The following is a 25,081-nucleotide window of genomic DNA, read 5'->3' on the forward strand; positions in this document are numbered from 1 at the left end:
GCTATGGCGTCAGGGCATCGCCCGCACTCGATGAAAAGCGCTGGAGGCTGGAAAGCTGGACGAGAAACCGCTGTTTCGCGTCGTGCTCGAGCCGCTTTTCGTTCAGCCTCCAGCTATCCAGCGCTGTTTCCGGCTCTTAAAGAAAGATCAACATGAAGATTTCCAGGTAGATGATCGCCAGGATCGCACCGATCGGCAGGGTCACCACCCAGGAGGTGAAGATGCGTCCGACCACCGACAGGTTCAACGCGCCGATACCGCGGGCCATGCCGATCCCCAGCACCGCACCGACCAGGGTATGGGTGGTGGAAATCGGCAACCCGACACCCGAGGCCGCGACCACGGTGGCGGCGGTGGCCAGCTCGGCGGCGAAGCCACGGCTGGGCGTCAGTTCGGTGATGCCCTTGCCGATGGTGGCGATGACCTTCCAGCCATAGGTCGCCAGACCGACCACGATACCCGCCGCGCCCATCAGCAGCACCCAGCCGGGCACGGCCGATTGCCCGCCGATGGCCATGTCGCCACCGGCCTCGATCACACCGACCACGGCAGCCAGCGGGCCAACGGCGTTGGACACGTCGCTGGCGCCATGGGCGAAGGCCATGGAACAGGCGGTGAAGATCATCAGCACGGCGAACACCCGTTCGACGCTGGCGAAGTGGAAGTCCTTGTCCGCCTCGGGATCGAGCTTGATGCGCCGCAGCAACAGCATGCCCAGGCCGGCGACCAGGATGCCGACGCCCGCCGAGAGCAGGATGCCCTGCCCGGTGCTGAAACTCAGGCCGACGTGCTTGAGGCCCTTGGTGAAGGTCATCAGCGCCAGCATGAAGCCGGTGAGGAACATGTACACCGGCACCCAGCGCTTGGCGTTGCGAAACGGATCATCGGTGTCGATGATCAGCCACTGCACGCTCATGAACAGGCCGAAGGCGAGCAGGCCGGAGATGAACGGGGTGACCACCCAGCTGGAGACGATCGGCACCAGCCCGGCCCAGTTCACCGCATCCACCGAGACACTGACCGAGGCGAAGCCGATGATCGCGCCGACGATGGAGTGGGTGGTGGACACCGGCCACCCCCGCAGGGAAGCGATCAGCAGCCAGGTGCCCGCCGACAGCAGCGCCGACATCATGCCCAGCACGAACATGTCGGCCGGGATGACATTGGCGTCGACGATGCCGTTCTTGATGGTCTCGGTGACCTGGCCACCGGCCAGGTAGGCGCCGCAGAACTCGAAGACCATGGCGATGAGGATCGCCTGCTTGATCGTCAGGGCCTTGGAGCCCACCGAGGTGCCCATGGCATTGGACACATCATTTGCACCGACACCCCACGCCATGAACAAACCAAAGCAGCAGGCCAGCACGAGGAGTACGAAACCGTAGTCCGCGACAAGAGACATAGAAGATTACCTGTAGACCCAGAAAGGATGCCGGCGACTAGCGCGCCAGCAGTTGTTCCAGCCGGTTACCGACGCGCTCGGCGCGATCCGCGATATCACCGACCCAGTCGATGATCCGGTAGAGGAACATCACATCGACGGCGGGAAGATCCTTTTCCAGCTTGAACAAGGCGCGGCGCACCTCGATCTGCTGGCGGTCGGTCTCGTGCTCGATTTCTTCGAGCTCCTCGACCATGCGTTCGACCAGGGATGCCTCGCGCCCGGCGAAACCGGCCTCGAGCAGGGAATCCAGTTCCTTCATCGCCTTCAGCGCCTGGGCGCTGGCATCCACGCAACGACTGACATAGGCCAGCATCAGCGGCTGCAGTTCGCTGGGGATGGTCATGCAGCGACCGAGCATCAGCCCGGCGATATCCTTGGCCCGGTTGGCCACCTTGTCCTGGGTGCTGAGCAGTTCCAGCAGATCGGAACGTGGCACCGGCAGGAACAGGCTCTTGGGCAGGTGCATGCGCACGCTTTTCTTGAGCTTGTCCGCCTCGCGCTCCAGACGCACCATTTCCTGCTGCACCTGTTCGACCCGCGCCCAGTCCTCGACCATCACCGCCTCGAAGAACGGCACCAGGTTGGCTGCGCATTCATGGGCCTTGGCGATGTGCTGCTGCATCGGCCCGATGGGCGAGCGGCCGAACAGGCTGACGAACGGATTGGTTGGCATAGGGGTGACCCCTGTCTGTGAAGAGGCGGCAAGTATACGGATGACATCCGGGGCAAGCCAGCGCGTGTCATCTTTCAGTCACAATGTCGCATCTGGCCGGGGATTTTCCGCGAACGCCGGGGAAACATCGACGAAGCCAGGGTCATGCACAGCCTAGCATCGTTCGCCAGTACCGTTCGCCGACCTGCATCCGCCGCGCTTTTCCACTACCCTGTACGGCCAAATGCCCAGGGCGAGCCCTCCGCCCGCCGGACATCCCGCTTTCACCGGTTCACCGAGCCATCGCGATGAATAAAGAAACCGAAATCAAACTGCGCGCCAGTCGCGACACCCTGGTCGCCCTGCAGGCGCATCCGTTGCTGAAGAAACGCAACAAGAGCGGCTGGGAGCCGCGCGAGCTGTCCAACCAGTACTTCGACACCGACGCGCGCGACCTGGCCCGGGCCAGGGTCGCCCTGCGCCTGCGGCGCGACGGCGAGCAACTGATCCAGACCCTCAAGAGCCGCGGCCAGAGCGTCGCCGGCCTGTCCGAGCGCAACGAGTGGGACTGGTACCTGAGCGAGGCCGAGCTGGATCTGGCGAAACTCGACGACAGCTGCTGGCCGGCCAGCCTGGCCGAGCTGGACAAGCAGCAGCTGAAACCGATCTTCACCACCGACTTCCTGCGCCAGCGCGCGGAGATCGCCTGGGGCCGCGGCAAGGCCCGGGTGGTGATCGAGGCCGCCCTGGACCTGGGCAAGGTGATCGCCGCCGGCCAGGAAGAAGAAATCTGCGAACTCGAGCTGGAGCTGCGCCAGGGCGAACCCGAAGCGCTGCTGGAGCTGGCCGCCGAGCTGGCCGCCGATCTGCCGCTGATGCCCTGCGACATCAGCAAGGCCGAGCGCGGCTATCGCCTGTTCGACGAGGGCAGCTACAACCTGCACCTGCCCGCGCCGGCCCTGCAGGCCGGGCAGAGCCTGGACGATGCCGTCGCCGCCATCGGCTGGTACCTGCTGGGCAGCAGCCAGCGCCTGGCCGAACAATACCGCCACAACGGTCACTGGCGCCTGCTGGTCGACTGGCAGCAGTGCCTGGTCGACCTGCGCGCGCTGCTCGGCAGCCTTGGCCAGGCCGCGCCACGCGCCAGCAGCAGCGAGCTGCGCCAGGCCCTCGACAGCCTGCTCGACGACTGGCGTCCGCGCATCCTCGCCGGCCAGCAGGACGAGACGGCGCGGCACAACGCCCCCGGCCAGTTCGCCAGTGAACTGGAGAACTGCCGCTGGGGCCTGTTCTCCCTGAACGCCTCGCGCTGGCTGCTGGCGCGTAGCTGGACCCTGGCGCGCAACACGCGTGGCGATCGCCAGGGCGCCGCGCCGCTGCAAAGCTGGCTGCAGACCCTGATCGCCGAGGAAGGCCGCGACCTGCAGCTCAAGCGCTACCAGCAACAGCCCGAGGATCTCGCCGAACAGCTGCCGCGACTGGAACGCCTGCTGCTCTGGCTGCACCTGGCCCGTGGCGTGCTCGATGTCGCCGAGAGCGACCGGCTGTTCGGCGAGCTGAGCAAACTGGCGGAACTGGCCAAGCGCCCGCTGAGTCGAGAAGAGCTGGATCTGCGCATGACCCAGGCACAGATCGTGATGAGCCTGAAACCCTGGAAGACCTTGCTTAAACTCAGCTGAAACCATTGGCAGGTAGCCTGCGCCACCTGCCCCGCCCTCGACGACAGGACGACCGCCGATGTTCAAACACAGCCTGAAATCCATAATCGCGACCTGGCTCACCGGGCTGCTGGCCTTGCTGCCGCTGGCCCTGACCATGGTGGTGCTGGCCTGGATCGTCAGCCTGCTGAACAATCTGGTCGGCCCCTCGACCGCCATCGGCCGGCTGTTCGCCGCCCTTGGCACGCCCTTCGCCAGCAACCCCTACCTGGCTTACCTGCTCGGCAGCCTGGTGCTGCTGATCAGCCTCTACCCGCTGGGCCTGGCGGTGCAGCTCGGCCTGCGCCGCCCGCTCGGCTGGCTGATCGACGTGACCCTGCGCCGCACCCCACTGATCGGCAACTTCTACAACCTGGCCGACCGCTTCGTCGGCCTGCTGGACAAGAAGAACACCGACATCACCAGCATGCGCCCGGTGTGGTGCTTCTTCGGTGGCGACGGCGTGGCCGTCCTGGCCCTGCAACCGAGCGCGCAACCGGTCTTGCTGGATGGCCGCCCGCACTTCGCGATCCTCGTACCCACCGCACCGATCCCCATCGGCGGCGGCCTGCTCTATGTGCCGGCGGAATGGGTGAAACCGGCGAACATGGGGGTGGAAACCCTGACCAGCATCTATGTCTCCATGGGCCTGACGCCACCGCCCGCGCTGCCCACGCCAAGCCAGGAAGACGAAAACGAAAAAGTTGACGGTAAAGACGAGGCACCCAGGCAGGAAACGCTGGCGGTGACCAGCGAACAGCAACCGCCAGCGAAAGCGGACGGCCGATAGGAGCGCTAAAGGCTGGAGGCTGAACGACAAGCTCTTTCGTCCAGCTTTCCAGCCTCAAGCGCTTTTGATCGAAGGCCGCTATCGCCTTGGCGATCCTCGGCAGAACGTGAATAGGGCCTTAGCCAGCCCCCGCACAATCAGGCATGCTGACTTCCGACAGCACCGCCGCCGACCCTTCAGGAGCCCGCATGTCCAGCCTCTCCCCCAACGTCCCCGACCGCCTGCTGGATCTCAACGATCTGCTGCGCGAACTGGTCGCCCAGGGTAGAACCGCCCAGGAAAGCGCCGAGCAGTGCCTGGCGATCCGCCGCAGTGGCAGCAACAACGAGCTGCATCCGCTGGAGTTCCTCGCCGCGCAACAGCTCGACGACCTGTCGCGGCCGGGCAAGAAGCTCGATCTGGAAAGCCTCACCCAGTGGCTGGCGCACTATGCCGGCCAGCCCTACCTGCGGATCGATCCGCTGAAGATCGACGTGGCCGCGGTCACCCCGCTGATGTCCTACGCCTTCGCCCAGCGCCACAAGATCCTCGCCGTCGCGGTGAGCGCCGAGGCGGTGACCATCGCCAGCGCGCAGCCCTTCCTGCACAGCTGGGAAGCCAACCTGACCCATGTGCTGAAGCGGCCGATCAAGCGGGTGGTGGCCAACCCGGCGGACATCCAGCGTTTCACCGTGGAGTTCTACCGCCTGGCCCGCTCGGTCAGCGGCGCCACCGCCAACGACATGAAGACCAGCCAGGTCGGCAACTTCGAGCAATTGCTCAACCTCGGCGCCCAGGATCAGGAGCCGGACGCCAACGATGCCCACGTGATCAATATCGTCGACTGGCTGTTCCAGTACGCCTTCCAGCAGCGCGCCAGCGACATCCACATCGAGCCGCGGCGGGAACAGGGCAGCGTGCGCTTTCGTATCGACGGCGTGCTGCACACCGTCTACCAGTTCCCGGCGCAGGTCACCATGGCCATCGTCAGCCGCCTGAAGACCCTGGGCCGCATGAACGTCGCCGAGAAACGCAAACCCCAGGACGGCCGGGTCAAGACCAAGACCCCGGCCGGCAACGAGGTGGAGTTGCGCCTGTCGACCCTGCCCACCGCCTTCGGCGAGAAGATGGTGATGCGCATCTTCGACCCGGACGTGCTGCTGCGCGGCTTCGACCAGCTGGGTTTCAGCCCGGACGACCTCAAGCGCTGGGAGAGCATGACCCGCCAGCCCAACGGCATCATCCTGGTCACCGGGCCCACCGGCTCGGGCAAGACCACCACGCTGTACACCACGCTCAAGCAACTGGCCACCGACGAAGTGAACGTCTGCACCATCGAAGACCCCATCGAGATGATCGAAGGCGCCTTCAACCAGATGCAGGTGCAGCACAACATCGACCTGACCTTCGCCAGTGGCGTACGCGCCCTGATGCGCCAGGACCCGGACATCATCATGATCGGCGAGATCCGCGACCTGGAAACCGCCGAAATGGCCATCCAGGCCGCGCTCACCGGCCACCTGGTACTGTCGACCCTGCACACCAACGACGCCCCCAGCGCCATCACCCGCCTGCTCGAACTGGGGGTGCCGCACTACCTGCTCAAGGCCACCCTGCTCGGGGTCATGGCCCAGCGCCTGGTGCGCACCCTGTGCCCGCATTGCAAGGCACCGCACAGCCTCGACGAAGACGACTGGCAGGCCCTGACCCGCCCCTGGAACGCCCCGCTGCCGACCGGTGCGCAGCGCGCCGTGGGCTGTGCCGAGTGCCGCGAGACCGGTTACCGCGGGCGTGCCGGGGTGTATGAGATCATGCTCCTCAACGATGGCCTGAAACCGCTGATCAGCGCCGATACCGACCTCACCCCACTGCGCCGCCAGGCGTTCAAGGAAGGCATGCGCAGCCTGCGCCTGTCCGGCGCGCAGAAAATCGCCGCCGGGCTGACTACTATTGAAGAAGTCCTGCGCGTCACCCCGCAAAGCGAACAGAAGTAACCGCCGGCCAACGGCGCCATGGTCAGCAGACGCTGGCTTGCCCCGCTCACAGTGCAGCATCAGCCAACAGGGATACCGTTTTCATGGATATCGGTACAGCAGTCATCTTTCTTTTCGTCGGCCTCGCCTTCGCCGTGGTGTTCATGGGCTTCAAGGTGGTGCCGCAGGGCTCCCAGTGGACGGTGGAACGCTTCGGTCGCTACACCACCACCCTCAAGCCCGGGCTGAACATCATCGTGCCGGTGATGGATCGCATCGGCCGCAAGCTCAACGTCATGGAAAGCGTGCTGGACATCCCGCCCCAGGAAGTCATCACCGCCGACAACGCCACGGTGCAGATCGACGCGGTGTGCTTCTTCCAGGTGATCAACGCGGCGCAGGCCGCCTACGAGGTCAACAACCTCGAACACGCCATCCGCAACCTGCTGCAGACCAACATCCGCACCGTGCTCGGCTCCATGGAGCTGGATGCCATGCTCAGCCAGCGCGATGGCATCAACGAGAAGCTGCTGAAAACCGTCGACGAGGCCACCGCGCCCTGGGGCATCAAGATCACCCGGATCGAGATCAAGGACATCAGTCCACCCGCCGACCTGATGGCCGCCATGTCCGGGCAGATGAAGGCCGAGCGTATCAAGCGCGCGCAGATCCTCGAAGCCGAAGGCCTGCGCGCCGCCGCCATCCTCACGGCAGAAGGCAAGAAACAGGCGCAGATCCTCGAGGCCGAGGGTGAACGCCAGGCCGCCTTCCTCGAAGCCGAAGCGCGCGAACGGGCCGCCGCCGCGGAAGCCGAGGCGACCCGCGTGGTGTCGGTCGCCATCGCCGCAGGCAACGTGCAGGCGATCAACTACTTCGTCGCCCAGAAGTACATCGACGCCCTGGGCCGGCTGGCCAGCGCCGACAACAGCAAGGTGGTCCTCATGCCGCTGGAGGCCAGCCAGATGATCGGCGCGGTCGGCGGCATCGGCGAGATCGTCAAGGCCACCTTCGCCGACAAGAAGGCCTGAGCCATGCTGGCTTACCTGCAGCACCTGACGTTCTGGGACTGGCTGGCGCTCGGCACCCTGCTGCTGATCCTCGAAGTCTTCGGTGCCGGCGGCTACCTGCTGTGGATCGGCATCGCCGCGGCGGCCGTGGGCGTGCTGACCTACCTGATCCCCGGCCTGCCCTGGGCCCTGCAGTTCATCCTGTTCGGCATCCTGTCGGTGCTCACCGCGGTGTTCTGGTGGCGCCGCCAGCGCAGCGCCGGCAAGGTCTCCGACCAGCCGGGCCTGAACCACCGCGGCCAGGAACTGCTGGGCCGCCAGTTCGTCCTCCACGAGGCCATCGCCGGTGGCCGCGGCAAGATCAAGGCCGGGGACTCACTGTGGCTGGTAGTCGGCCCGGATCTGCCGGTCGGCAGCCTGGTCGAGGTCATCGGCCAGGACGGCGTCCTGCTGAAAGTGCGCGCGGCAACCACGACGGCCGCCTGAGCCGCCCGCGATTACAGTGGAACCAGTCATGCGGCCGCACACTCCTATCATTAGAAATTCCAACAAGGAGTCACCGATATGCGTCGCTTCAGCCCGTTGCTTTTTGCCGTACTGTTCATGGCCACGGCCCCGACCTTCGCCGCCGGCCTGCGCGACATCCTCTCGTCAGGGGCGACCACTGCGTCGACCTACCTGACGTTCAAGGACAACAAGCTGATCATCCCCGCCCAGGACGATGCCAGTAGCTACGTCGCCAGCAATGGCGAGATCCGTGGCCCCTATCTGGAGGCCGCCCTGCAGAAAGTGCGGGCCGACCATCCGGATCTGCAGGCCAGCGACATGGAACTGGCCACGGCCATCCTCACCGCCGAGCAGTGACATCCGCGCAGCCCATGGCCTTGCGCCATGGGCTGTTGTGACATTCGCCCGTCACGCGTCGATGGAAGCCTCGTAGGCGGCGGCGTCGAGCAAGGTCTGCAGTTGCGCCGTGTCGCTGGGCTGCAGCTTGAAGAACCAACTGCCATAGGCATCGCTGTTGACGCTTTCCGGGCTGTCGGCCAGCGCCTCGTTGATGGCGATCACCGTGCCGGCGATCGGCGCATAGATATCCGATGCGGCCTTGACCGACTCCACCACACCGGCTTCCTGCCCGGCCTCCAGCACCTTGCCGACCTCCGGCAACTCGATGAACACCACATCACCCAAGGCCTCCTGGGCATGGTCGGAGATGCCCACGGCGACACTGCCATCGGCTTCCAGGCGAGCCCATTCGTGGCTGGCGGCGTAACGCAGATCGGCGGCAATAGAGCTCATGTTGTGGTTCCTCATCAGACAGGGACGGCGACCGCGCCGTCAGGAAAATTTAGCGTAAAAGCAAGCGGCAGGCTTCAAGCAAAGCGCGCACCCCGTGACGCGGTGAAAAAGCCCCTATCCCGGCACGATGGCTGCCATCGCATCGCCGGGGCTCCTACCCGAACGCTGGCTTGCCGCAAACCTGTAGGAGCGCGCCCCCGCGGCGATCGATCGAGGCGCCCCGATCTGGCACGAAACAACATATCCTTCATCACCGGGAACGGCCAGCGGCCATGGCCGTTAGCGTAAAAGAAAGCGTCGGATCGCGAAACGTGTGCTAGATCAGCGCCTTGCCATGGCGGACGAAACTCGGCTGAACCACGCGCACCGGATACCACTTGCCACGGATCTCCACCTCGGCCCGCTCGCCGGTGGCGGCGGGCACCCGGGCCAGGGCGATGGACTTGCCCAGGGTCGGGGAGAAGCTGCCACTGGTGATCTCACCCTCGCCCAGGCCCTCGACCCGCACCACCTGGTGGGCACGCAGCACGCCACGCTCTTCCAGCACCACACCGACCAGACGCGACTGGACACCCTGGCGCTGTTGCTCTTGCAGCGCCTGGCGCCCGTAGAAGTCGCGCTCGAGCGGCTCCCAGGCCACCGTCCAGGCCATGTTCGCTTCCAGGGGCGAAACGCTCTCGTCCATGTCCTGGCCGTACAGGTTCATGCCGGCCTCCAGGCGCAGGGTGTCCCGCGCGCCGAGACCGATGGGCGAGATGCCGGCGCCGACCAGGTCATTGAAGAAGGCCACCGCCTCGCTCGCCGGCAGCATGATTTCCAGGCCGTCCTCACCGGTGTAGCCGGTACGCGCGATGAACCAGTCGCCTTCCGCCAGGCCCTGGAACGGCTTGAGCTCATGGATCAGTGCGGCGCGGCTCGCGGTCACCAGCTCAGCGGCCTTGGCCCGCGCCTTGGGCCCCTGGATGGCGAGCATCGCCAGTTCGCTGCGCTCGCGCAACTCGACGGCAACGCCCTCGCTGCACTGGCGCATCCAGGCCAGATCCTTGTCGCGGGTGGCGGCGTTGACCACCAGGCGGTAGCTCGGCGCATCGGCCGCGCCGGTGAGGTAGACGATGAGGTCGTCGATCACCCCGCCCCGTTCATTGAGCATGGCGCTGTACAGGGCCTTGCCCGGCGCCTGCAGACGCGCCACGTCATTGGCCAGCAGCCGTTGCAGATAGCCGCGTGCCTGCGGGCCGTGGACATCGACGACGGTCATGTGCGAGACATCGAAGACGCCGCAGTCACGCCGTACCTGGTGATGCTCCTCGACTTGCGAACCGTAGTGCAGAGGCATGTCCCAGCCGCCGAAGTCGACCATCTTGGCACCCAATGCGAGGTGCAGGTCGTAAAGAGCTGTGCGCTGTCCCATGGGTGTCTCCTTCCGGGCTTGGCGGAGCTGCGGCGCGCACGCTTCGGGCCACTGCGGCATTGAGCGGAGACGGGCGCATGACGGGCCGCAACGAATGGCGCGCATTGTAGCCGCATGACCGGAGCCGGTCATCCCGGACATTGGCAGGCCTTGTAACAGGGCCCGGGTACAGCCTCGAACCGGGCTGAGCAGAGCGAGGCCGGGACGACACCTGCACGGCGCCAGACCGTCTATCAGGTTGTTGAAAAACGTTAGCGAGGCAGCCAGCGCAATACCGATGGCAGCCCCGCAAAAACAGGCGAAAAAGCGGAGTTTACGTGTTGTAAATGAGCCTGTTGATTGGACTCGCACACGAGCCTGTTTTTAACGCCGCGATGGCAACGTAGGTAGTTCTTCAATGGCCTGCTATCCGATTCGTCGGGCCGAGCGGCGGATAAGCAGGACCACCGGCGGCAGGCCGACCAGCACCAGGGTCAGGGCCGGCAATGCGGCGCGCGCCCATTCACCCTCGCTGGTCATCTCGAAGATGCGCACCGCCAGCGTGTCCCAGCCGAAGGGACGCATCAGCAGCGTGGCCGGCATTTCCTTGAGTACATCGACGAACACCAGCAAGGCCGCGGACAAGGTCCCCGGCAGCAGCAACGGCAGGTAAACCCGCAGGAACAGCCGCGGGCCAGCGACGCCCAGGCTGCGCGACGCTTCCGGCAACGACGGCCGGACCCGCGCCAGGCTGTTTTCCAGCGGCCCGTAGGCCACGGCGAGGAAACGGATCAGGTAGGCCAGCAGCAGCGCTCCGAGGCTGCCGAGCAGGATCGCCTTGCCGGCACCACCGGCCCAGGCCGACAGCGGAATGACCAGGTGCCGGTCCAGGCCACTGAATGCCAGCATGATCGCCACCGCCAGCATCGAGCCGGGTAGCGCATAGCCCAGGTTGGCCAGGCCCACCGTGGAGCGCATCAGCCGCGTCGGCGTCAGGCGCCGGGCGAAGGCCAGCAGCAGCGCCACGGCAACCGTGATCAGCGCGGCCGTCACGCCGAGGTAGAGGGTGTGCACGATCAGCGCGCTATAGCGCTCATCGAGATCGAAGCGCCCCCGCTGCCAGAACCACACCAGCAACTGCAGTACGGGGATGACGAAGGCGCAGGCGAACACCAGCAGGCACCAACCGCTGGCCGCCGCGGCGCGCCAACCGGCGAGCCGGTACAAGGCCTCGCCCCGCGGCCGTTCGTTGGCCGGGCGTACCGCACCGCGGGCGCGACGCTCGCCGTAGAGCACCAGCATCACCGCGAACAGCAGCAGGCAGGCCAGTTGCGCGGCGCTGGTCAGGCTGTAGAAGCCGTACCAGGTCTTGTAGATCGCCGTGGTGAAGGTGTCGAAATTGAACACCGAAACGGCACCGAAATCCGCCAGGGTCTCCATCAACGCCAGGGCCAGTCCGGCGCCGATGGCGGGCCGGGCCACCGGCAAGGCAACCCGCCAGAAGGCCTGCCAGGGTGTCTGCCCGAGCATCCGCGCCGCCTCCATCAGGCCCTTGCCCTGGGCGAGAAAGGCCGTGCGCGCCAGCAGGTAGACATAGGGATAGAACACCAGCACCAGGACGATGATCACGCCGCCGGTGGAGCGCACCCGCGGCAGGCGCACGGCGCTGCCGAACCAGTCGCGCAGCAGCGTCTGCAACGGCCCGGAGAAATCCAGCAGGCCGACGAAGACGAACGCCAGCACATAGGCCGGAATGGCGAAGGGCAGCATCAGGGCCCAGTCCAGCCAGCGCCGTCCGGGAAACTCACAGAGGCTGGTCAGCCAGGCCAGGCTGACGCCGAGCAGGGTCACGCCGCAGCCGACCCCCAGCACCAGGATCAGCGTGTTGCCGATCAGACGCGGCATCTGCGTCTGCCACAGGTGCGCCCAGATCTGCCGATCCACGTCGTGCCAACTGAGCAACAGCACGCTCAGCGGCATCAGCACCAACAGCGCGACGGCAAAGGCGATGGGGTACCAGCGGCGCTGGGCGGGATGGGCCACGCACACTCCTCGATGCGTCGAAAAAGCTGCAAGCTAGGGTGGTGTACACCTCAAGACCGCTGTCAAGCTTTGGCTCCTACTTGAAGCTTGGCGCTTGCGGCTTGCAGCTGCTCGTCAGTTCCAGCCGACGCGGTCCATCAGGCGAATGGCTTCGGCCTGGCGCTTGCCGGTGACTTCGACCGGGATGGTGTCGGCCTTGAACGCGCCCCAGGAAGCGACTTCAGCGGATGGCTTGACCTGCGCATTGGCCGGGAACTCCTTGTTGCCGTCGGCGAAGATGTTCTGCGCCTCGGCGCTGGTCATCCACTCGACCAGTTTCTGCGCGGCCTGCGGATGCGGCGCGTGCCTGGTCAGGCCGATGCCCGACAGATTGACGTGCACGCCACGGTCTTCCTGGTTCGGCCAGAACAACTTGGCCTTGAGCTCGGGGTTCTGCTGGTGCAGACGGCCGAAGTAGTAGGTATTGACCATGCCGACGTCGCACTGGCCGGCAGCCACCGCCTGGATCACCGAGTTGTCGTCGGCGAACACGTCGGTGGCCAGGTTGTCGATCCAGCCCTTGATCACTTGCTCGGCCTTGGCCTCGCCATGGGTTTCGATCAGGGTCGCGGTCAGCGACTGGTTGTAGACCTTCTTGCTGGTACGCAGGCACAGGCGACCTTCCCAGTTCTTGTCGGCCAGGGCCTCATAGGTGCTCAGCTCGCCCGGCTCGACCCGCTCCGGAGCGTAGACGATGGTCCGCGCGCGCAACGAAAGCCCCGTCCAGGCGCCGCTGGCGGCACGGTACTGTGGCGGGATGTTCTGCTCGACGATGCTCGACTTCAGCGGTTGCAGGATACCCATCTGCTCGGCCTGCCAGAGGTTGCCACCGTCCACGGTGAGCAGCAGGTCGGCCGGGGTGTTCTCCCCTTCGGCCTTGATCCGCGCCATCAGCGGCGCTTCCCTGTCGGTGATGAACTTCACCTGCACGCCGGTCTTGGCGGTGTAGGCGTCGAATACCGGCTTGATCAGTTCGTCGATCCGCGAGGAATAGACCACGACTTCCTCGGCCGCCTGGACGGAAGTCGTGGCGAGGCCCAATGCCAGCGCCGCGATAAAAGGTTTGCCTACGCGCATCGTGCAGTCCTTGTGGATTTCGGAAAGGCGCAAATGATAGTAAAACTCAGTTACGGAAGATCGCAGGATTTATGTCGAGGTGTTTCACCTGGCCATGCGCTTATCCGTGACCCGCACATCGAGCAGCGCAGCAGCGCAGCAGCGTCAGACGACGGTCCAGACAGCCCGCGGGGCGTTTTCCACCCCACGGTATCCAGGCTACTTGCTCGTAGGAGGCGCTTTAGCGGCGATGGCGCCCGCAAGAACGCCGAAAGAATCGCGGCTGAAGCCCCTCCCACGACCCGGCCCTACGCTCGGTGGTCCTATCAGGCCCTGGCCAGCGCCGGCAGGTCGCCGCTCAGGCCCAGGGCCTGACGAACGAACGCCGCCTTGGCCGCATCCAGGCCATCCACCCAGTCCAGGCCGGCATTGCGCAGCCAGCGCAGCGGCAACGGGTCGGCCTGGAACAGGCGCTCGAAGCCTTCCATCGCCGCCATCATCGCCAGGTTGTGCGGCATGCGCCGGCGTTCGTAACGACTCAGCACACGTTCATCGGCGAGCCGCTCGCCACGCCCCGCGGCCTGGCCGATCACCTCGGCCAGCACCGCCGCGTCGAGAAAGCCCAGGTTGACGCCCTGCCCGGCCAGCGGGTGGATGCTATGCGCGGCGTCGCCGATCAGGGCCAGGCCCTGCTCGACGTAGCGCTTGGCGTGCCGCTGGCGCAACGGGATGCACAGGCGGCGCTCGACCTGCAGCACCTCGCCCAGGCGCTGTTCGAAGGCCTGCCCCAGTTCACTGCGGAAAGCGTCGTCGTCCAGGGTCATCAGTTGCGCGGCCCGATCCGGTGTGGTCGACCAGACGATCGAGCACCAGTGGCCATCAAGCGCCGAGCCCAGGGGCAGGAACGCCAGCGGACCGTCATCGGTGAAGCGCTGCCAGGCCGTGGCCTGGTGATGCGCCGTGCAGCGCACGCTGGTGACGATGGCATGGTGCAGGTAATCCCATTCCCGCGTGGCGCAACCGGCCAGGCGCCGCACCGCCGAGTTGGCGCCATCGGCGGCGATCAGCAGCGGCGTGCGCAGTTCGCGGCCATCGACCAGGGTCAGCAGCCACTCATCGCCGGAACGGCGCAGGCGCTCCAGACGGGCATTGGCCAGCAGGCCGATGTCGCTGTCGTGCAGGCGCTCGAGCAGCGCGTCCTGCACCACCCGGTTCTCGACGATATGGCCCAGGGTATCGGCGTGCACGCTGGCGGCGCTGAAGTGGATCCTGCCGGTGCCACAGCCGTCCCAGACGTGCATCTCGGCATACGGGCTGCTGCGCCGGGCCAGCACTCCCGGCCAGGCGCCGAGGCGCTGGAGGATGCGCTGGCTGGCTACCGACAGCGCGCTGACCCGGGGCTCATAGGCCGCGGCGAGGTCGAAGGGCTCGACGCTCAGGGGGCCGCCATCGATCAGCAGCATATCCAGCCCCTGCTCGCGCAAGGCCAGCGCCAGGGCGCTGCCGACCATTCCGGCACCGACGATGATCAGATCCGCACGCATCTCGTTCATATCCTCAGACTGCCTGCCGGGCGTGCGGCTTGAGCCGCACGTAAAGGGTCTTGTGCACCCGCGCCACCAGGGTACCGTCGCCATCCCGCACCTCGACCTGCAACTCGGGCAGGTACTTCTCGCCGCTGGCGGTGCGCTGGCGTACCTCGTCGATAAAGGCCTGATCGATGGCGAACGAGGCGAATACCGGCCCCCGGCCGGGGGCGATGAAATCGATGCTGGCGGCCTTGTCCCACACCACGTAGTCGCTGCCCAGGTTCTCCATCAACATCAGCATGAAGAAGGGGTCGGTCATGGAATACAGGCTGCCACCGAACTGCGTGCCCACGTAGTTGCGGTTGTACCAGCCCAGGCCCATCTTCACCTGCACCTGACGGAAGTCGGCGGCGATGTGCCGCACCCGCACGCCGGCGCCCAGATAGGGGGGATAGATATTCATGATCCAGCGCAGCAGGCGGGCCTTGCGCGCCAGTTTGCGGGCATTCATCGCCGTGTCCCGCGGGTACCCATGCCCATGGCCTGCCGGGCGAGCCAGCGCTTGGCCGGCGGCAGCAGTTCCAGGCCGAGCAGGCCGAGATTGCGGCCGGCGGCGAGCACGGGGTGGCCCGTGCTGAACAGGCGGGTGAGCTGATCGGAGAAGCCCACGGTGAAGGCCTGATCGCCCTGTTGCCCCTGTACGTATGCTTGCAGGGTGGGCAGATCGCCCAACGGTGCCCGGCTCGCCAACAGGGTATCGGCCAGCGCCCGGGTATCGCGCAGCGACAGGTTGAAGCCCTGCCCGGCGATCGGATGCAGGCTGTGCGCGGCATTGCCCAGCACCACCAGGTGCGAGCGCACCTGCTCGGCCGCCTCGACCAGGGCCAGCGGATAGGGCAGCCGCGCACCGACCTGCTGCAAGGCGCCCAGGCGATAGCCGAAGGCCTGCTGCAGCTCCTGGAGGAATTCCCGCTCGCCGACCCGCAGCAGACGCTCGGCATCGGCCGCCGGCCGCGTCCACACCAGGGCGCAGCGATTCTCCGAGAGCGGCAGCAGCGCCATGGGGCCGGCCTCGGTGAAGCGCTCGAAGGCTTCACCGCCATGGGCCAGGGACGGAGTGACGTTGGCGATCACCGCGGTCTGCTCGTAGGGCGTCTGCGCCACCTCGATGCCCAGTTGCTCGCGCAGGGCCGAACGCCCGCCATCGGCCAGCACGGCCAGGTCGCAGTCGACGAGCGACTCGTCATCCAGGGTCAGGCGGTAGCCATCGTCCAGCGCCTCCATGCGCTGCACCTGCGCCGGGCAGCGCCACTGGATCACCTCGCGATCCAGCGCCTGCCAGAGGCAGTGCCCGAGCCAGGCATTCTCCACCACGTAACCCAGGGCCGGCACGCCCTCCTGCGCCGCGCTCATGCGCGCGGCGGCGAAGCGGCCACGGTCGGAGACATGGATCCGCACGATGGGCTCGGCCCGCTCGGCGATCGCCGGCCACAGGCCGATGCCCTCGTAGATCAACCGCGAGCCGTAGGACAGCGCCGTGGAGCGGGCGTCGTAACTCGGCTGGTAACCCTCGCCCGGGGCGAAGGGCTCGATCAGGGTGATCTGCCAGCCGCGTGCCCGCGCCGCTCCCTGCAGCGCCAGCGCCAGGCTGGCGCCGACCAGGCCACCGCCGATGATCGCCAGGTTGACCCGCTGCATGGGCTCAGGCCACCTGCGTGCGGGCGGCGGCCATCAGCGCCTCGATCTCGTCGACGGTCTTGGGCACGTCGCCGGTGAGAATCTCGCAGCCCGTTCTGGTCACGACGACATCGTCCTCGATGCGTACACCGATGCCGCGCCATTTCTTGGCGACGTTCTGGTTATCCACAGCAATGTAGATCCCCGGCTCGACGGTCATGGCCATGCCCGCCTCGAGCACCCGCCATTCGCCACCGACCTTGTACTCGCCGACGTCGTGCACGTCCATGCCCAGCCAGTGGCCGGCACGGTGCATGTAGAAGGGCTTGTAGGCCTCGGCGGCGATCAGCTCGTCGACGTCGCCCTTGAGCAGGCCCAGCTCGACCAGCCCGGCGGTGATCACCCGCACGGTGGCCTCATGGGCTTCGTTCCAGTGACGTCCGGGGGCGATGTGCTTGAAGGCTTCGAGGTTGGCGGCCAGCACGATCTCGTAGATGGCCTTCTGCTCGGGCGTGAACACGCCACTGACCGGGAAGGTACGGGTGATGTCGCTGGCGTAGCAGTCGATCTCGCAGCCGGCGTCGATCAGCACCAGGTCACCGTCCTTGAGCAGCGCGTCGTTTTCCCGGTAGTGCAGGATGCAGGCGTTGCGGCCGGCGGCGACGATGGAGCCATAGGCCGGCATCTTCGCGCCGCCCTTGCGGAACTCGTAATCCAGCTCGGCTTCGAGGTGGTACTCGTGCAACCCCGCGCGGCTGGCCTGCATCGCCCGCACGTGGGCACGGGCGGAGATCCGCGCCGCCTCGCGCATCACCTTCACCTCGCCGGCGGACTTGTACAGACGCAGGTCGTGCAGGAAGTGGTTGAGGGCGACGAATTCCTTGGGCGGCGTGGCGCCCTGACGGGCCTTGGAGCGGATCACGTTGACCCACTCCATCAGGTGGCGGTCGAACTCGGGGTTGGTGCCCACCGCGTAGTAGACACGCTCGCGGCCTTCGATCAGGCCGGGGAGGATGTCGTCGATATCGCCGATGGGAAAGGCATCGTCCGCGCCGTAGCGGCTGATCGCCCCCTCCTGGCCGGCCCGCAGGCCGTCCCACAGCTCCCGCTCGGGATCGCGCTCGCGGCAGAACAGCACGTACTCGCCATGCTCGCGGCCGGGAATCAGGGCGATCACCGCCTCCGGCTCGGGAAACCCGGAGAGGTACTGGAAATCGCTGTCCTGACGGTAGACATGCTCGACGTCACGGTTGCGAATGAACACCGGGGCCGCGGGCAGAATGGCGATGCTGTTGGGTTCCATCTGCGCCATCAGCGCCTTGCGCCGACGGGCGTATTCCGCTTTGGAGATGCTGGTCATGGGCAGGCTTGTCCAGGTCTGGCGGGTCAATGAAAAGGCTCAGTGCAGCGAAGGCTTGGGCACTGCTGCAACGGGCTTGGCGCACTCGCTGAACAGCAGCAGCGGGGCGACGCGCAGGTACTCCATCACCTCCATGTAATCGCTCTCGCCGTCTTCGGACTCGTCCAGCGCGTTCTGCACCTGGGCGATGGCGGACAGATCCTGCAACACCTCCATGGCTTCGGCGCTCAGCGCGGCATCGCCGGCGGCCAGGCCGAAACCACCGAGAAAACCCTGGCACCATTGCCCCAGGGCCGCCGCACGTTCGGCCAGGGGCGCGTCGTCCGAGGGCAGCAACAGCACCACGGTGACGTCATCGCCGGTCAGCTCGCCCCTGACCATTTCCTGCAGGCCGATCAGCGCCTGGCGGACGTTGTCCTGGGGCGCCCCGCCGAGCAGCTCGGCGGCATCCACCAGCCAGGGATCGACCTCGAAGCCGGCGCCGGCGCAACTGCGCCCCAGCAGCAGGCCATGCAGTTCGGCGGGAGAAACGGGATTGCCGCCACTGGCGAGCAGGGTGGCGAACGCAGCGTAGGGAGAACTGGAAGTCGGCATCGATCACTAGGCGCCAGACGGCGCAGTCACTAGAATGGGGGCTCGTATCCTAGCACCGGCAAGCGCGCCAAGACCATCAGCGGGTTTGACCCCGCCTGCCGGGGCGCCTATACAGTCCGCTCAACCCTTGCCCTAGCGAGAGCCCATGGAAGACGCCGATCTACAAGCCCTAACGGCCAAACTGGAATTGCTGATCCAGCGCGTCGAGCGACTCAAGGCGCACAATCGTCTTCTGCTGGCGAGTGAGCAATCCTGGCGTGAAGAACGCGCCCATCTGATAGAAAAGAACGAAATGGCCCGGCACAAGGTCGAATCGATGATTTCGCGCCTCAAAGCCCTGGAGCAGGACTCATGACCCAATCGAATACCGTTACCGTCCAGATTCTGGACAAAGAATATTGCATCGCCTGCCCGGTGGATGAACGCGGCAACCTGCAGAGCGCCGCCCGCTACCTGGACGGCAAGATGCGCGAGATCCGCAGCGGCGGCAAAGTCATCGGCGCCGACCGCGTGGCGGTCATGGCGGCGCTCAACATCACCCACGAACTGCTGCACAAGCAGCAGCACCTGGACCAGCAGGCCAGCACCAACCGTGAGCAACTGCGCGACCTGCTCGGCCGTGTCGACAATGCCCTGGATGACACCGATGGCCGCGGTGTCTGACCAACGGTCGACACTTTGCGGTATACTGGCCACCGCTCCCTGGAGTGTGCGCCAGTCGGTGATGTCCCTGAGCCGATACGCACAAACCCGGGGGTTGCAAGTTGAGGCCGGTGTGCATGTCCGCTCGACGGAAAGCCTTAACGCCTCCTGCAACCTCCACCTTGAACTTTCGGGTTCAAGGGCTAAACCGACAGCGGCACGTCGGGGAGTCACACCTTGCAGCCCCTTGCCGGCCCGGTCCGACAAGGGGCTTTTCGTTACAGCATGATCGACTGCCAAGACCTCAGCCGCGCGCAATTGCGCCGCCTGCTGCGCCAGCGACGACGCTCGCTCGCCGCCCATGCCCAGCGTCAGGCCGCCCGTGCGCTGTACCGGCAGCTGGCTCAGCACCCCCTGTTTCGTCGCGCCCGCCATATTGCCCTGTACCTGAGCAATGACGGGGAAATCGATCCCCGCCTGCTCATGGCGGCGGCCCATACCCGCGGCAAGCAGGTCTATCTGCCCGTGCTCAGCCCCTGGCCCCGCAGCAAGATGGTGTTCCAGCGCATCGAACGCAACGAGCCCCTGTCGGCCAATCGCTTCGGCATTGCCGAACCACTGCGCAACGGCAAGCGCCAGCGCAGGATCTGGGCCCTGGATCTGATCCTCCTGCCACTGGTGGGCTTCGACCGCCATGGCGGGCGCCTGGGCATGGGCGGAGGCTTCTACGACCGCAGCCTGGCCTACCGGGCCAGGCGCAAAAATTGGCACAAACCGACACTGCTCGGGCTGGCCCACGGCTGTCAGCAGGTGGAACGCCTGCCCATGGCCAGCTGGGACGTGCCGCTCGCGGCCACGGTGACGGACGAAGGCTGGTATTAGCGTGACAGACAGCAGCGCCAATGCAGCCGGGTTGGCGGTCGAGACGCTCACCCGTCGGGGGCGGCCAGACCGGCAGCCTCGCCGCGACTACTGCGCCCGGGTAGCGGAAAAACCGGCGACGGGCGCACCATCCGAGTGCCGCCACTGACTCTGGGTGTAACCGGTCGTCACCATGCCGACACTGAACAGAATGACCAATACCCACAACAGATCTGGTTTACGCCTCATCGGTTGCCTCCCCCTTTCAGGCAAACTGCACGTGTATCCGGCAGACGCTCATCGTCGGCGCTGCTCGAATCGCCCTGCCCACGAGCGACCCTCGCTCGCCGTGACATCCCGACTCCTGGAGCAAAGTTCATGCCCTATTGGCTGATGAAGTCCGAACCCGACGAATTATCCATCCACGACCTGCAACGTCTCGGGCGCGCACGCTGGGACGGCGTGCGCAACTACCAGGCACGCAACTTCATCCGCAGCATGCAGACGGGCGATCTGTTCCTCTTCTATCATTCCAGCTGCCCCCTGCCGGGCGTCGCCGGCATTGCCCGCGTCGAAGGCCCGGCCTACCCGGACCCGGCGGCGCTGGATCGCCAGAGCCCTTACTTCGACGCCAAGGCCAGCGCCGAAAAGAACCCCTGGAGCGCCATCGACGTGGCTTTCGTCGAGGCCTTCGCGCGGGTCATCCCGCTGGCCGAACTGAAAGCCCAGAACGCCCTGCTGGAGTTGCCGCTGGTGCAGAAAGGCAGTCGCCTGTCGGTGATGCCCGTCACCGAGCCACAGTGGACGGCCATCCTCGCGCTACGCTGACAAGCCAGGTCGCGGCAATGCGCTCCCGACGGCCCGGACGGAGCTGGCACCGCGGACTCAACCCTGCAGGATCAGGTTGTTGAACAGCAGGTCCTCGACCAGCGGCCGGCCTTCTTCGTCGCTCAGCACCTGCTGCACCTGCTTCAGGGCCTCCTGGCGCAGCAGCTCCTTGGCATCCGGCGAGGCCAGGCTTTCTTCGGTCTGCTGGGAGAACAGCATCACCAGTTGATTGCGGATCAACGGCTCGTGATGGATGACCTTGGCCTCGGCGTCGACACCGGTCACACGCAGGGCGACATCGGCCTTGTAGAACTTGAGCCTGGGACCGACGCCGTAGTTGCCGACCAGCGCCGGCACCAGGTTGTGATAGATCACCTGGGGGGCGGCACCTTCCTTTTTTTCTTCCTCGGCGAGGACCGGGAGCGAGAGCGCACAAGCAAGCAAGAGGGCGACGACGGTTTTCACGGGACGAATCTCCATTGGGTTGCCGGCAAGCATAGCAACGCCTGCGCCCGAGCCCAATGCTTATAGCCGGCCATCAGGCCGGGCCATGCTCGTTGACCTCCCTCACCACCTTTCTACACTGCAGAACATTCATAGAAAGAGGTTGCCGAGATGAAAGCGCTGCTGTGCAAGGCCTTCGGCCCCGCCGAGACCCTGGTTCTGGAAGAGGTCGCCGCGCCGCGCGCGAAAGGTAACGAAGTGCTGCTGGAGGTGCATGCCGCCGGGGTCAACTTTCCCGACACCCTGATCATCGAGGGCAACTATCAGTTCAAGCCGCCCTTGCCGTTCAGCCCCGGTGGCGAAGCCGCTGGCGTGGTGACGGCGGTCGGCGACAAGGTCGCGCACCTCAAGGTCGGTGACCGGGTCATGGCGCTCACCGGCTGGGGCAGCTTCGCCGAACAGGTCGCCGTGCCCGCCTACAACGTCATGCCGATCCCGGACAGCATGGACTTCACCAACGCCGCGGCCTTCGGCATGACCTACGGCACCTCGCTGCATGCGCTGCAACAGCGGGCCCGACTGCAACCCGGCGAAACCCTGCTGGTGCTCGGCGCCTCGGGCGGCGTCGGCCTGGCGGCGGTGGAAATCGGCAAGGCCATGGGCGCCCGGGTGATCGCCGCGGCGAGCAGCGCGGCGAAACTGACGGTGGCGAAGAACGCCGGTGCCGACGAACTGATCGATTACGCCACCCAGAACCTCAAGGACGAGATCAAACGCCTGACCAATGGCCAGGGCGCCGATGTGATCGTCGACCCGGTCGGCGGCGTCCTGTTCGATCAGGCCATACGCGGCATTGCCTGGAACGGGCGCCTGCTGGTGATCGGTTTCGCCAGCGGACGCATCCCGGAACTGCCGGTAAACCTGGCGCTGCTCAAGGGCGCGGCGGTGCTCGGCGTATTCTGGGGCGCGTTCGCCCAGCGCCAGCCCGCCGACAATGCGGCCAACTTCCAGCAATTGCTGCAGTGGTTCGCCGAGGGCAAAGTCAAGCCGCTGGTGTCGCAGACCTATCCTCTGGAACGGGCCGCCGAGGCGATCACCGCCCTGGGCCAGCGCAAGGCGGTGGGCAAGCTGGTGATCCAGGTGCGCTAAAGCAGCTACAAGCTACAAGCTACAAGCTACAAGCTACAAGCTACAAGCTACAAGACAAAGCATAGGTGCTCTTGCTTGTAGCTTGGAGCTTGTGGCTTGCCGCTTATCTAGGCGCGTAGGCGAAGACGTCGGCGCGCATCTGATGGGCGTCCATGCCGGCTTCGACCAGGGCGTCCAGGGTCGCGTAGACCATGGCTGGCGAACCGCTGGCATAGACGTGCAACGCGCCGAGATCGGCGAAATCCTCGCGGATCGCTTCGTGCAGCAGGCCGCAGCGGCCCTGCCAGCCACACTGGTCGCTGACCACCTGGTGCAGGAACAGATTGGGCAGTTGTCGCCATTCGTCCCAGTGCGGCAAGGCGTAGAAATCCTCGGGCCGGCGCGCGCCCCAGTACAGGTGCACCGGATGCGCGAAGCCCCGGGAGCGGCACTCCTCGATCAGACTGTGCATCTGCGCCATGCCGGTGCCCGCCGCGATCAGCACCAGCGGGCCATCCGGCAGCTCGGCCAGGTGGGCGTCGCCGAACGGCAGTTGCACCCGCGCCATGCCCTGCTCGCGCAGCTGCTGCAGCAGGTTCAGCGCACTGCTCTCGCGACCGAGGATGTGCAGTTCCAGATCGCGCCCACACTGGGGCGCCGAGGCCAGGGAAAACGCCGACTGCTCGCCATCCTCGCGCTCGATCAGCAGGTACTGCCCGGCGTGATAGCGCGGCGGCCTGCCGGCCGGCGCCCGCAGACGCACCCGCCAGACATCGCCACCGGCATCCTCGCAGGCCAGCACCTGACAACTCAGCTTACGCACCGCTAGCTCGCCCGGCGCCAGCACCCCGTCCCAGTGCAGCACGCAGTCTTCCAGCGGCTCGGCCAGGCAGGTGTACAGCTCGCCATGCTCGAGTTCGACGCCGTTCTGGCGTACCCGCCCTTCCACCAGCAACGCGGCGCAGACATGGCAATTGCCGTTGCGGCAGCTCTGCGGGCAGCTGTAACCGAGGCGCCGGGCACCGTCGAGAATGCGTTCGCCGTCCTCGATCTGCAGGACGGCGCCGGACGGTTGCAGGGTGACCTTCATCAATCGATTCCCAACTGGCTCCAGATTTCGTCGACCCGGCGCGTCACCGCGTCGTCCTTGACGATGGCACGCCCCCACTCGCGACTGGTCTCGCCCGGCCACTTGTGGGTGGCGTCCAGGCCCATCTTCGAGCCCAGGCCGGACACCGGCGAGGCGAAGTCCAGGTAGTCGATCGGCGTGTTGTCGATCATCACCGTGTCGCGCTTGGGGTCCATACGCGTGGTGATGGCCCAGATCACGTCGTTCCAGTCGCGGGCGTCGATGTCGTCGTCGGTGACGATGACGAACTTGGTGTACATGAACTGTCGCAAGAACGACCAGACACCGAGCATCACCCGCTTGGCGTGGCCCGGGTACTGCTTCTTCATGGTCACCACCGCCATGCGGTAGGAACAACCTTCCGGCGGCAGGTAGAAGTCGGTGATCTCGGGGAACTGCTTCTGCAGGATGGGCACGAACACTTCGTTCAGCGCCACGCCGAGAATCGCCGGCTCATCCGGCGGCCGGCCGGTGTAGGTGCTGTGGTAGATGGGGTCGCGGCGACGGGTGATGCGCTCGACGGTGAACACCGGGAAGGTGTCGACCTCGTTGTAGTAGCCGGTGTGATCGCCGTAGGGACCTTCCGGAGCGGTCTCGCCGGGATGGATCACCCCTTCGAGGACGATTTCGGCACTGGCCGGCACCTGCAGCTCGCTGCCACGGCACTTCACCAGTTCGGTGCGATGGCCACGCAGCAGGCCGGCGAAGGCATATTCGGAAAGGCTGTCCGGCACCGGGGTGACGGCGCCGAGAATGGTCGCCGGATCGGCGCCCAGGGCCACCGCCACCGGATACGGCTGGTCCGGATACTTCTCGCACCAGTCACGGTAATCCAGGGCGCCGCCACGGTGGCTGAGCCAGCGCATGATCACCTTGTTGCGACCGATGACCTGCTGGCGATAGATACCGAGGTTCTGCCGCTCCTTGTTCGGGCCCTTGGTGACGGTCAGGCCCCAGGTGATCAGCGGCGCCACGTCGCCCGGCCAGCAATGCTGGATCGGCAGCTTGCCGAGGTCGATGTCGTCGCCCTCCTCGATCACCTCATGACAAGGCGCGTCCTTGAGCACCTTGGGCGCCATGCTGATGACCTTCTTGAAGATCGGCAGCTTCGACCAGGCGTCCTTGAGCCCCTTCGGCGGCTCGGGCTCCTTGAGAAAGGCCAGCAATTTGCCGATCTCGCGCAGCTCCGACACCGCCTCCGCGCCCATGCCCAGCGCCACGCGCTTCGGCGTACCGAACAGGTTGCCGAGTACCGGCACGTCGTGGCCAGTGGGATTCTCGAACAACAGAGCCGGGCCACCCTTGCGCAGGGTGCGGTCGCAGATCTCGGTCATTTCCAGGATCGGCGACACCGGCGCCTGAATGCGCTTGAGCTCGCCGCGCTCTTCCAGGCCGCGGATAAAGTCGCGCAGGTCGCGATACTGCATGCTGGAGCCTCTCGAATCGGGGCGCAAAGTTTAGCGCCGAAGTGGGGTTTTCAGAAGGTCTGCAGCGACAGTCTCCGCTCTTCAACCCTGCGT

The 25,081-nt window shown here is 66.0% G+C and carries 26 protein-coding genes and 1 other RNA gene; 12 read left to right on the forward strand and 15 right to left on the reverse strand.

Features of this window, described 5'->3' with window-relative positions:
- Positions 1–136 precede the first annotated feature (136 nt).
- Together DNK34_RS04520 and DNK34_RS04525 are read right to left on the reverse strand one after the other, a co-directional pair.
- Positions 137–1,402 (reverse strand): inorganic phosphate transporter, encoded by a 1,266-nt coding sequence (locus DNK34_RS04520; protein WP_131174328.1) that lies wholly within the window; start codon positions 1,400–1,402, stop codon positions 137–139.
- A 37-nt stretch (positions 1,403–1,439) separates the two neighbouring features.
- On the reverse strand, positions 1,440–2,117 hold the full coding sequence (locus DNK34_RS04525; RefSeq protein WP_131174329.1) for a TIGR00153 family protein: 678 nt from the start codon (positions 2,115–2,117) through the stop codon (positions 1,440–1,442).
- Between the two features lie 287 nt (positions 2,118–2,404).
- Here DNK34_RS04525 and DNK34_RS04530 point away from each other — a divergent pair, with 287 nt between their 5' ends.
- The 6 genes from DNK34_RS04530 (at position 2,405) to DNK34_RS04555 (ending at position 8,406) form a co-directional block, all read left to right on the forward strand.
- The gene (locus DNK34_RS04530) at positions 2,405–3,775 is read left to right on the forward strand and encodes a CYTH domain-containing protein (protein ID WP_131174330.1); all 1,371 of its coding nucleotides are present in this window, start codon (positions 2,405–2,407) and stop codon (positions 3,773–3,775) included.
- Positions 3,776–3,833: 58 nt separating this feature from the next.
- On the forward strand, positions 3,834–4,583 hold the full coding sequence (locus DNK34_RS04535) for a DUF502 domain-containing protein (protein WP_131174331.1): 750 nt from the start codon (positions 3,834–3,836) through the stop codon (positions 4,581–4,583).
- A gap of 188 nt (positions 4,584–4,771) precedes the next feature.
- Positions 4,772–6,556, forward strand: a complete 1,785-nt coding sequence (gene tfpB / locus DNK34_RS04540) for a type IV pilus assembly ATPase TfpB (RefSeq protein WP_131174332.1) — start codon at positions 4,772–4,774, stop codon at positions 6,554–6,556.
- Positions 6,557–6,639: 83 nt separating this feature from the next.
- On the forward strand, positions 6,640–7,563 hold the full coding sequence (locus DNK34_RS04545) for an SPFH domain-containing protein (protein WP_131174333.1): 924 nt from the start codon (positions 6,640–6,642) through the stop codon (positions 7,561–7,563).
- A gap of 3 nt (positions 7,564–7,566) precedes the next feature.
- Positions 7,567–8,028, forward strand: coding sequence for an NfeD family protein (locus DNK34_RS04550; protein ID WP_131174334.1), 462 nt, complete (start codon positions 7,567–7,569; stop codon positions 8,026–8,028).
- A 78-nt stretch (positions 8,029–8,106) separates the two neighbouring features.
- A complete protein-coding gene (locus DNK34_RS04555; protein ID WP_131174335.1) occupies positions 8,107–8,406 on the forward strand; it encodes a DUF2388 domain-containing protein in 300 nt (99 codons plus the stop codon).
- Positions 8,407–8,457: 51 nt separating this feature from the next.
- Here the strand turns inward: DNK34_RS04555 and gcvH are convergent, their stop codons facing one another.
- The 9 genes from gcvH to DNK34_RS04600 form a co-directional block, all read right to left on the reverse strand.
- Positions 8,458–8,841, reverse strand: a complete 384-nt coding sequence (gene gcvH, locus DNK34_RS04560) for a glycine cleavage system protein GcvH (protein ID WP_131174336.1) — start codon at positions 8,839–8,841, stop codon at positions 8,458–8,460.
- Positions 8,842–9,157: 316 nt separating this feature from the next.
- Positions 9,158–10,252 (reverse strand): glycine cleavage system aminomethyltransferase GcvT, encoded by a 1,095-nt coding sequence (gene gcvT, locus DNK34_RS04565; RefSeq protein ID WP_131174337.1) that lies wholly within the window; start codon positions 10,250–10,252, stop codon positions 9,158–9,160.
- A 405-nt stretch (positions 10,253–10,657) separates the two neighbouring features.
- Positions 10,658–12,274: an ABC transporter permease gene (locus tag DNK34_RS04570; RefSeq protein ID WP_131174338.1), complete on the reverse strand. Its 1,617-nt coding sequence runs from the start codon at positions 12,272–12,274 to the stop codon at positions 10,658–10,660.
- Positions 12,275–12,388: 114 nt separating this feature from the next.
- Complete coding sequence (locus DNK34_RS04575; RefSeq protein WP_131174339.1) at positions 12,389–13,390, reverse strand: extracellular solute-binding protein; 1,002 nt, start codon at positions 13,388–13,390, stop codon at positions 12,389–12,391.
- Between the two features lie 305 nt (positions 13,391–13,695).
- Positions 13,696–14,913: a 2-octaprenyl-3-methyl-6-methoxy-1,4-benzoquinol hydroxylase gene (locus tag DNK34_RS04580; protein ID WP_131174430.1), complete on the reverse strand. Its 1,218-nt coding sequence runs from the start codon at positions 14,911–14,913 to the stop codon at positions 13,696–13,698.
- Positions 14,914–14,926: 13 nt separating this feature from the next.
- The gene (locus DNK34_RS04585; RefSeq protein WP_131174340.1) at positions 14,927–15,409 is read right to left on the reverse strand and encodes a DUF4442 domain-containing protein; all 483 of its coding nucleotides are present in this window, start codon (positions 15,407–15,409) and stop codon (positions 14,927–14,929) included.
- Positions 15,406–16,596: a 2-octaprenyl-6-methoxyphenyl hydroxylase gene (gene ubiH / locus DNK34_RS04590; protein WP_131174341.1), complete on the reverse strand. Its 1,191-nt coding sequence runs from the start codon at positions 16,594–16,596 to the stop codon at positions 15,406–15,408. Before ubiH ends, DNK34_RS04585 begins: the two co-directional genes overlap by 4 nt.
- Positions 16,597–16,600: 4 nt before the next feature.
- Positions 16,601–17,935 (reverse strand): Xaa-Pro aminopeptidase, encoded by a 1,335-nt coding sequence (gene pepP / locus DNK34_RS04595; RefSeq protein ID WP_131174342.1) that lies wholly within the window; start codon positions 17,933–17,935, stop codon positions 16,601–16,603.
- Between the two features lie 39 nt (positions 17,936–17,974).
- Positions 17,975–18,529, reverse strand: a complete 555-nt coding sequence (locus DNK34_RS04600; protein ID WP_131174343.1) for a YecA/YgfB family protein — start codon at positions 18,527–18,529, stop codon at positions 17,975–17,977.
- Positions 18,530–18,674: 145 nt separating this feature from the next.
- Here DNK34_RS04600 and DNK34_RS04605 point away from each other — a divergent pair, with 145 nt between their 5' ends.
- The 4 genes from DNK34_RS04605 to DNK34_RS04620 all read left to right on the forward strand — a co-directional run bounded on the left by DNK34_RS04605 (position 18,675) and on the right by DNK34_RS04620 (position 20,053).
- The gene (locus tag DNK34_RS04605) at positions 18,675–18,884 is read left to right on the forward strand and encodes a TIGR02449 family protein (protein ID WP_131174344.1); all 210 of its coding nucleotides are present in this window, start codon (positions 18,675–18,677) and stop codon (positions 18,882–18,884) included.
- Positions 18,881–19,192 (forward strand): cell division protein ZapA, encoded by a 312-nt coding sequence (locus DNK34_RS04610; RefSeq protein WP_131174345.1) that lies wholly within the window; start codon positions 18,881–18,883, stop codon positions 19,190–19,192. The genes DNK34_RS04605 and DNK34_RS04610 overlap by 4 nt, the downstream gene beginning before the upstream one ends.
- A 33-nt stretch (positions 19,193–19,225) precedes the next feature.
- A non-coding RNA gene (gene ssrS, locus DNK34_RS04615) (6S RNA) lies at positions 19,226–19,404 on the forward strand.
- A gap of 52 nt (positions 19,405–19,456) precedes the next feature.
- Positions 19,457–20,053 (forward strand): 5-formyltetrahydrofolate cyclo-ligase, encoded by a 597-nt coding sequence (locus tag DNK34_RS04620; protein WP_131174346.1) that lies wholly within the window; start codon positions 19,457–19,459, stop codon positions 20,051–20,053.
- A gap of 87 nt (positions 20,054–20,140) precedes the next feature.
- Here DNK34_RS04620 and DNK34_RS25375 read toward each other — a convergent pair whose 3' ends face one another.
- Entirely contained in the window at positions 20,141–20,281 is a 141-nt protein-coding gene (locus DNK34_RS25375) for a hypothetical protein (protein ID WP_165496866.1), read from the reverse strand.
- A gap of 129 nt (positions 20,282–20,410) precedes the next feature.
- Between DNK34_RS25375 and DNK34_RS04625 the strand changes: the two genes are divergently transcribed.
- Positions 20,411–20,860 (forward strand): EVE domain-containing protein, encoded by a 450-nt coding sequence (locus DNK34_RS04625; protein ID WP_131174347.1) that lies wholly within the window; start codon positions 20,411–20,413, stop codon positions 20,858–20,860.
- Between the two features lie 57 nt (positions 20,861–20,917).
- Here DNK34_RS04625 and DNK34_RS04630 read toward each other — a convergent pair whose 3' ends face one another.
- The gene (locus tag DNK34_RS04630; protein ID WP_131174348.1) at positions 20,918–21,325 is read right to left on the reverse strand and encodes a flagellar basal body-associated FliL family protein; all 408 of its coding nucleotides are present in this window, start codon (positions 21,323–21,325) and stop codon (positions 20,918–20,920) included.
- 150 nt (positions 21,326–21,475) lie between these two features.
- Between DNK34_RS04630 and DNK34_RS04635 the strand changes: the two genes are divergently transcribed.
- Positions 21,476–22,453: an NADPH:quinone oxidoreductase family protein gene (locus DNK34_RS04635; protein WP_131174349.1), complete on the forward strand. Its 978-nt coding sequence runs from the start codon at positions 21,476–21,478 to the stop codon at positions 22,451–22,453.
- 103 nt (positions 22,454–22,556) lie between these two features.
- Here the strand turns inward: DNK34_RS04635 and DNK34_RS04640 are convergent, their stop codons facing one another.
- Together DNK34_RS04640 and ubiD are read right to left on the reverse strand one after the other, a co-directional pair.
- Positions 22,557–23,522: a CDP-6-deoxy-delta-3,4-glucoseen reductase gene (locus DNK34_RS04640; RefSeq protein WP_131174350.1), complete on the reverse strand. Its 966-nt coding sequence runs from the start codon at positions 23,520–23,522 to the stop codon at positions 22,557–22,559.
- A complete protein-coding gene (gene ubiD / locus DNK34_RS04645; RefSeq protein ID WP_131174351.1) occupies positions 23,522–24,988 on the reverse strand; it encodes a 4-hydroxy-3-polyprenylbenzoate decarboxylase in 1,467 nt (488 codons plus the stop codon). Before ubiD ends, DNK34_RS04640 begins: the two co-directional genes overlap by 1 nt.
- Positions 24,989–25,081: the final 93 nt, after the last annotated feature.

Source organism: Phytopseudomonas dryadis (assembly GCF_004327355.1).
Lineage (GTDB): Bacteria > Pseudomonadota > Gammaproteobacteria > Pseudomonadales > Pseudomonadaceae > Aquipseudomonas > Aquipseudomonas dryadis.

Bases quoted from the DNA above. Each gene is read 5' to 3' on its own strand.
- DNK34_RS04550 (WP_131174334.1), top strand. From the start codon at position 7,567: ATGCTGGCTTACCTGCAGCACCTGACGTTCTGGGACTGGCTGGCGCTC.
- DNK34_RS04625 (WP_131174347.1), top strand. From the start codon at position 20,411: ATGCCCTATTGGCTGATGAAGTCCGAACCCGACGAATTATCCATCCAC.
- DNK34_RS04580 (WP_131174430.1), bottom strand. From the start codon at position 14,913: ATGCGTGCGGATCTGATCATCGTCGGTGCCGGAATGGTCGGCAGCGCC.
- pepP (WP_131174342.1), bottom strand. From the start codon at position 17,935: ATGACCAGCATCTCCAAAGCGGAATACGCCCGTCGGCGCAAGGCGCTG.
- gcvT (WP_131174337.1), bottom strand. From the start codon at position 10,252: ATGGGACAGCGCACAGCTCTTTACGACCTGCACCTCGCATTGGGTGCC.
- DNK34_RS04525 (WP_131174329.1), bottom strand. From the start codon at position 2,117: ATGCCAACCAATCCGTTCGTCAGCCTGTTCGGCCGCTCGCCCATCGGG.
- DNK34_RS04635 (WP_131174349.1), top strand. From the start codon at position 21,476: ATGAAAGCGCTGCTGTGCAAGGCCTTCGGCCCCGCCGAGACCCTGGTT.
- DNK34_RS04520 (WP_131174328.1), bottom strand. From the start codon at position 1,402: ATGTCTCTTGTCGCGGACTACGGTTTCGTACTCCTCGTGCTGGCCTGC.
- DNK34_RS25375 (WP_165496866.1), bottom strand. From the start codon at position 20,281: ATGAGGCGTAAACCAGATCTGTTGTGGGTATTGGTCATTCTGTTCAGT.
- DNK34_RS04605 (WP_131174344.1), top strand. From the start codon at position 18,675: ATGGAAGACGCCGATCTACAAGCCCTAACGGCCAAACTGGAATTGCTG.
- DNK34_RS04535 (WP_131174331.1), top strand. From the start codon at position 3,834: ATGTTCAAACACAGCCTGAAATCCATAATCGCGACCTGGCTCACCGGG.
- DNK34_RS04530 (WP_131174330.1), top strand. From the start codon at position 2,405: ATGAATAAAGAAACCGAAATCAAACTGCGCGCCAGTCGCGACACCCTG.
- DNK34_RS04600 (WP_131174343.1), bottom strand. From the start codon at position 18,529: ATGCCGACTTCCAGTTCTCCCTACGCTGCGTTCGCCACCCTGCTCGCC.
- gcvH (WP_131174336.1), bottom strand. From the start codon at position 8,841: ATGAGCTCTATTGCCGCCGATCTGCGTTACGCCGCCAGCCACGAATGG.
- DNK34_RS04555 (WP_131174335.1), top strand. From the start codon at position 8,107: ATGCGTCGCTTCAGCCCGTTGCTTTTTGCCGTACTGTTCATGGCCACG.
- ubiD (WP_131174351.1), bottom strand. From the start codon at position 24,988: ATGCAGTATCGCGACCTGCGCGACTTTATCCGCGGCCTGGAAGAGCGC.
- DNK34_RS04610 (WP_131174345.1), top strand. From the start codon at position 18,881: ATGACCCAATCGAATACCGTTACCGTCCAGATTCTGGACAAAGAATAT.
- DNK34_RS04620 (WP_131174346.1), top strand. From the start codon at position 19,457: ATGATCGACTGCCAAGACCTCAGCCGCGCGCAATTGCGCCGCCTGCTG.
- tfpB (WP_131174332.1), top strand. From the start codon at position 4,772: ATGTCCAGCCTCTCCCCCAACGTCCCCGACCGCCTGCTGGATCTCAAC.
- DNK34_RS04575 (WP_131174339.1), bottom strand. From the start codon at position 13,390: ATGCGCGTAGGCAAACCTTTTATCGCGGCGCTGGCATTGGGCCTCGCC.
- DNK34_RS04545 (WP_131174333.1), top strand. From the start codon at position 6,640: ATGGATATCGGTACAGCAGTCATCTTTCTTTTCGTCGGCCTCGCCTTC.
- ubiH (WP_131174341.1), bottom strand. From the start codon at position 16,596: ATGCAGCGGGTCAACCTGGCGATCATCGGCGGTGGCCTGGTCGGCGCC.
- DNK34_RS04640 (WP_131174350.1), bottom strand. From the start codon at position 23,522: ATGAAGGTCACCCTGCAACCGTCCGGCGCCGTCCTGCAGATCGAGGAC.
- DNK34_RS04585 (WP_131174340.1), bottom strand. From the start codon at position 15,409: ATGAATGCCCGCAAACTGGCGCGCAAGGCCCGCCTGCTGCGCTGGATC.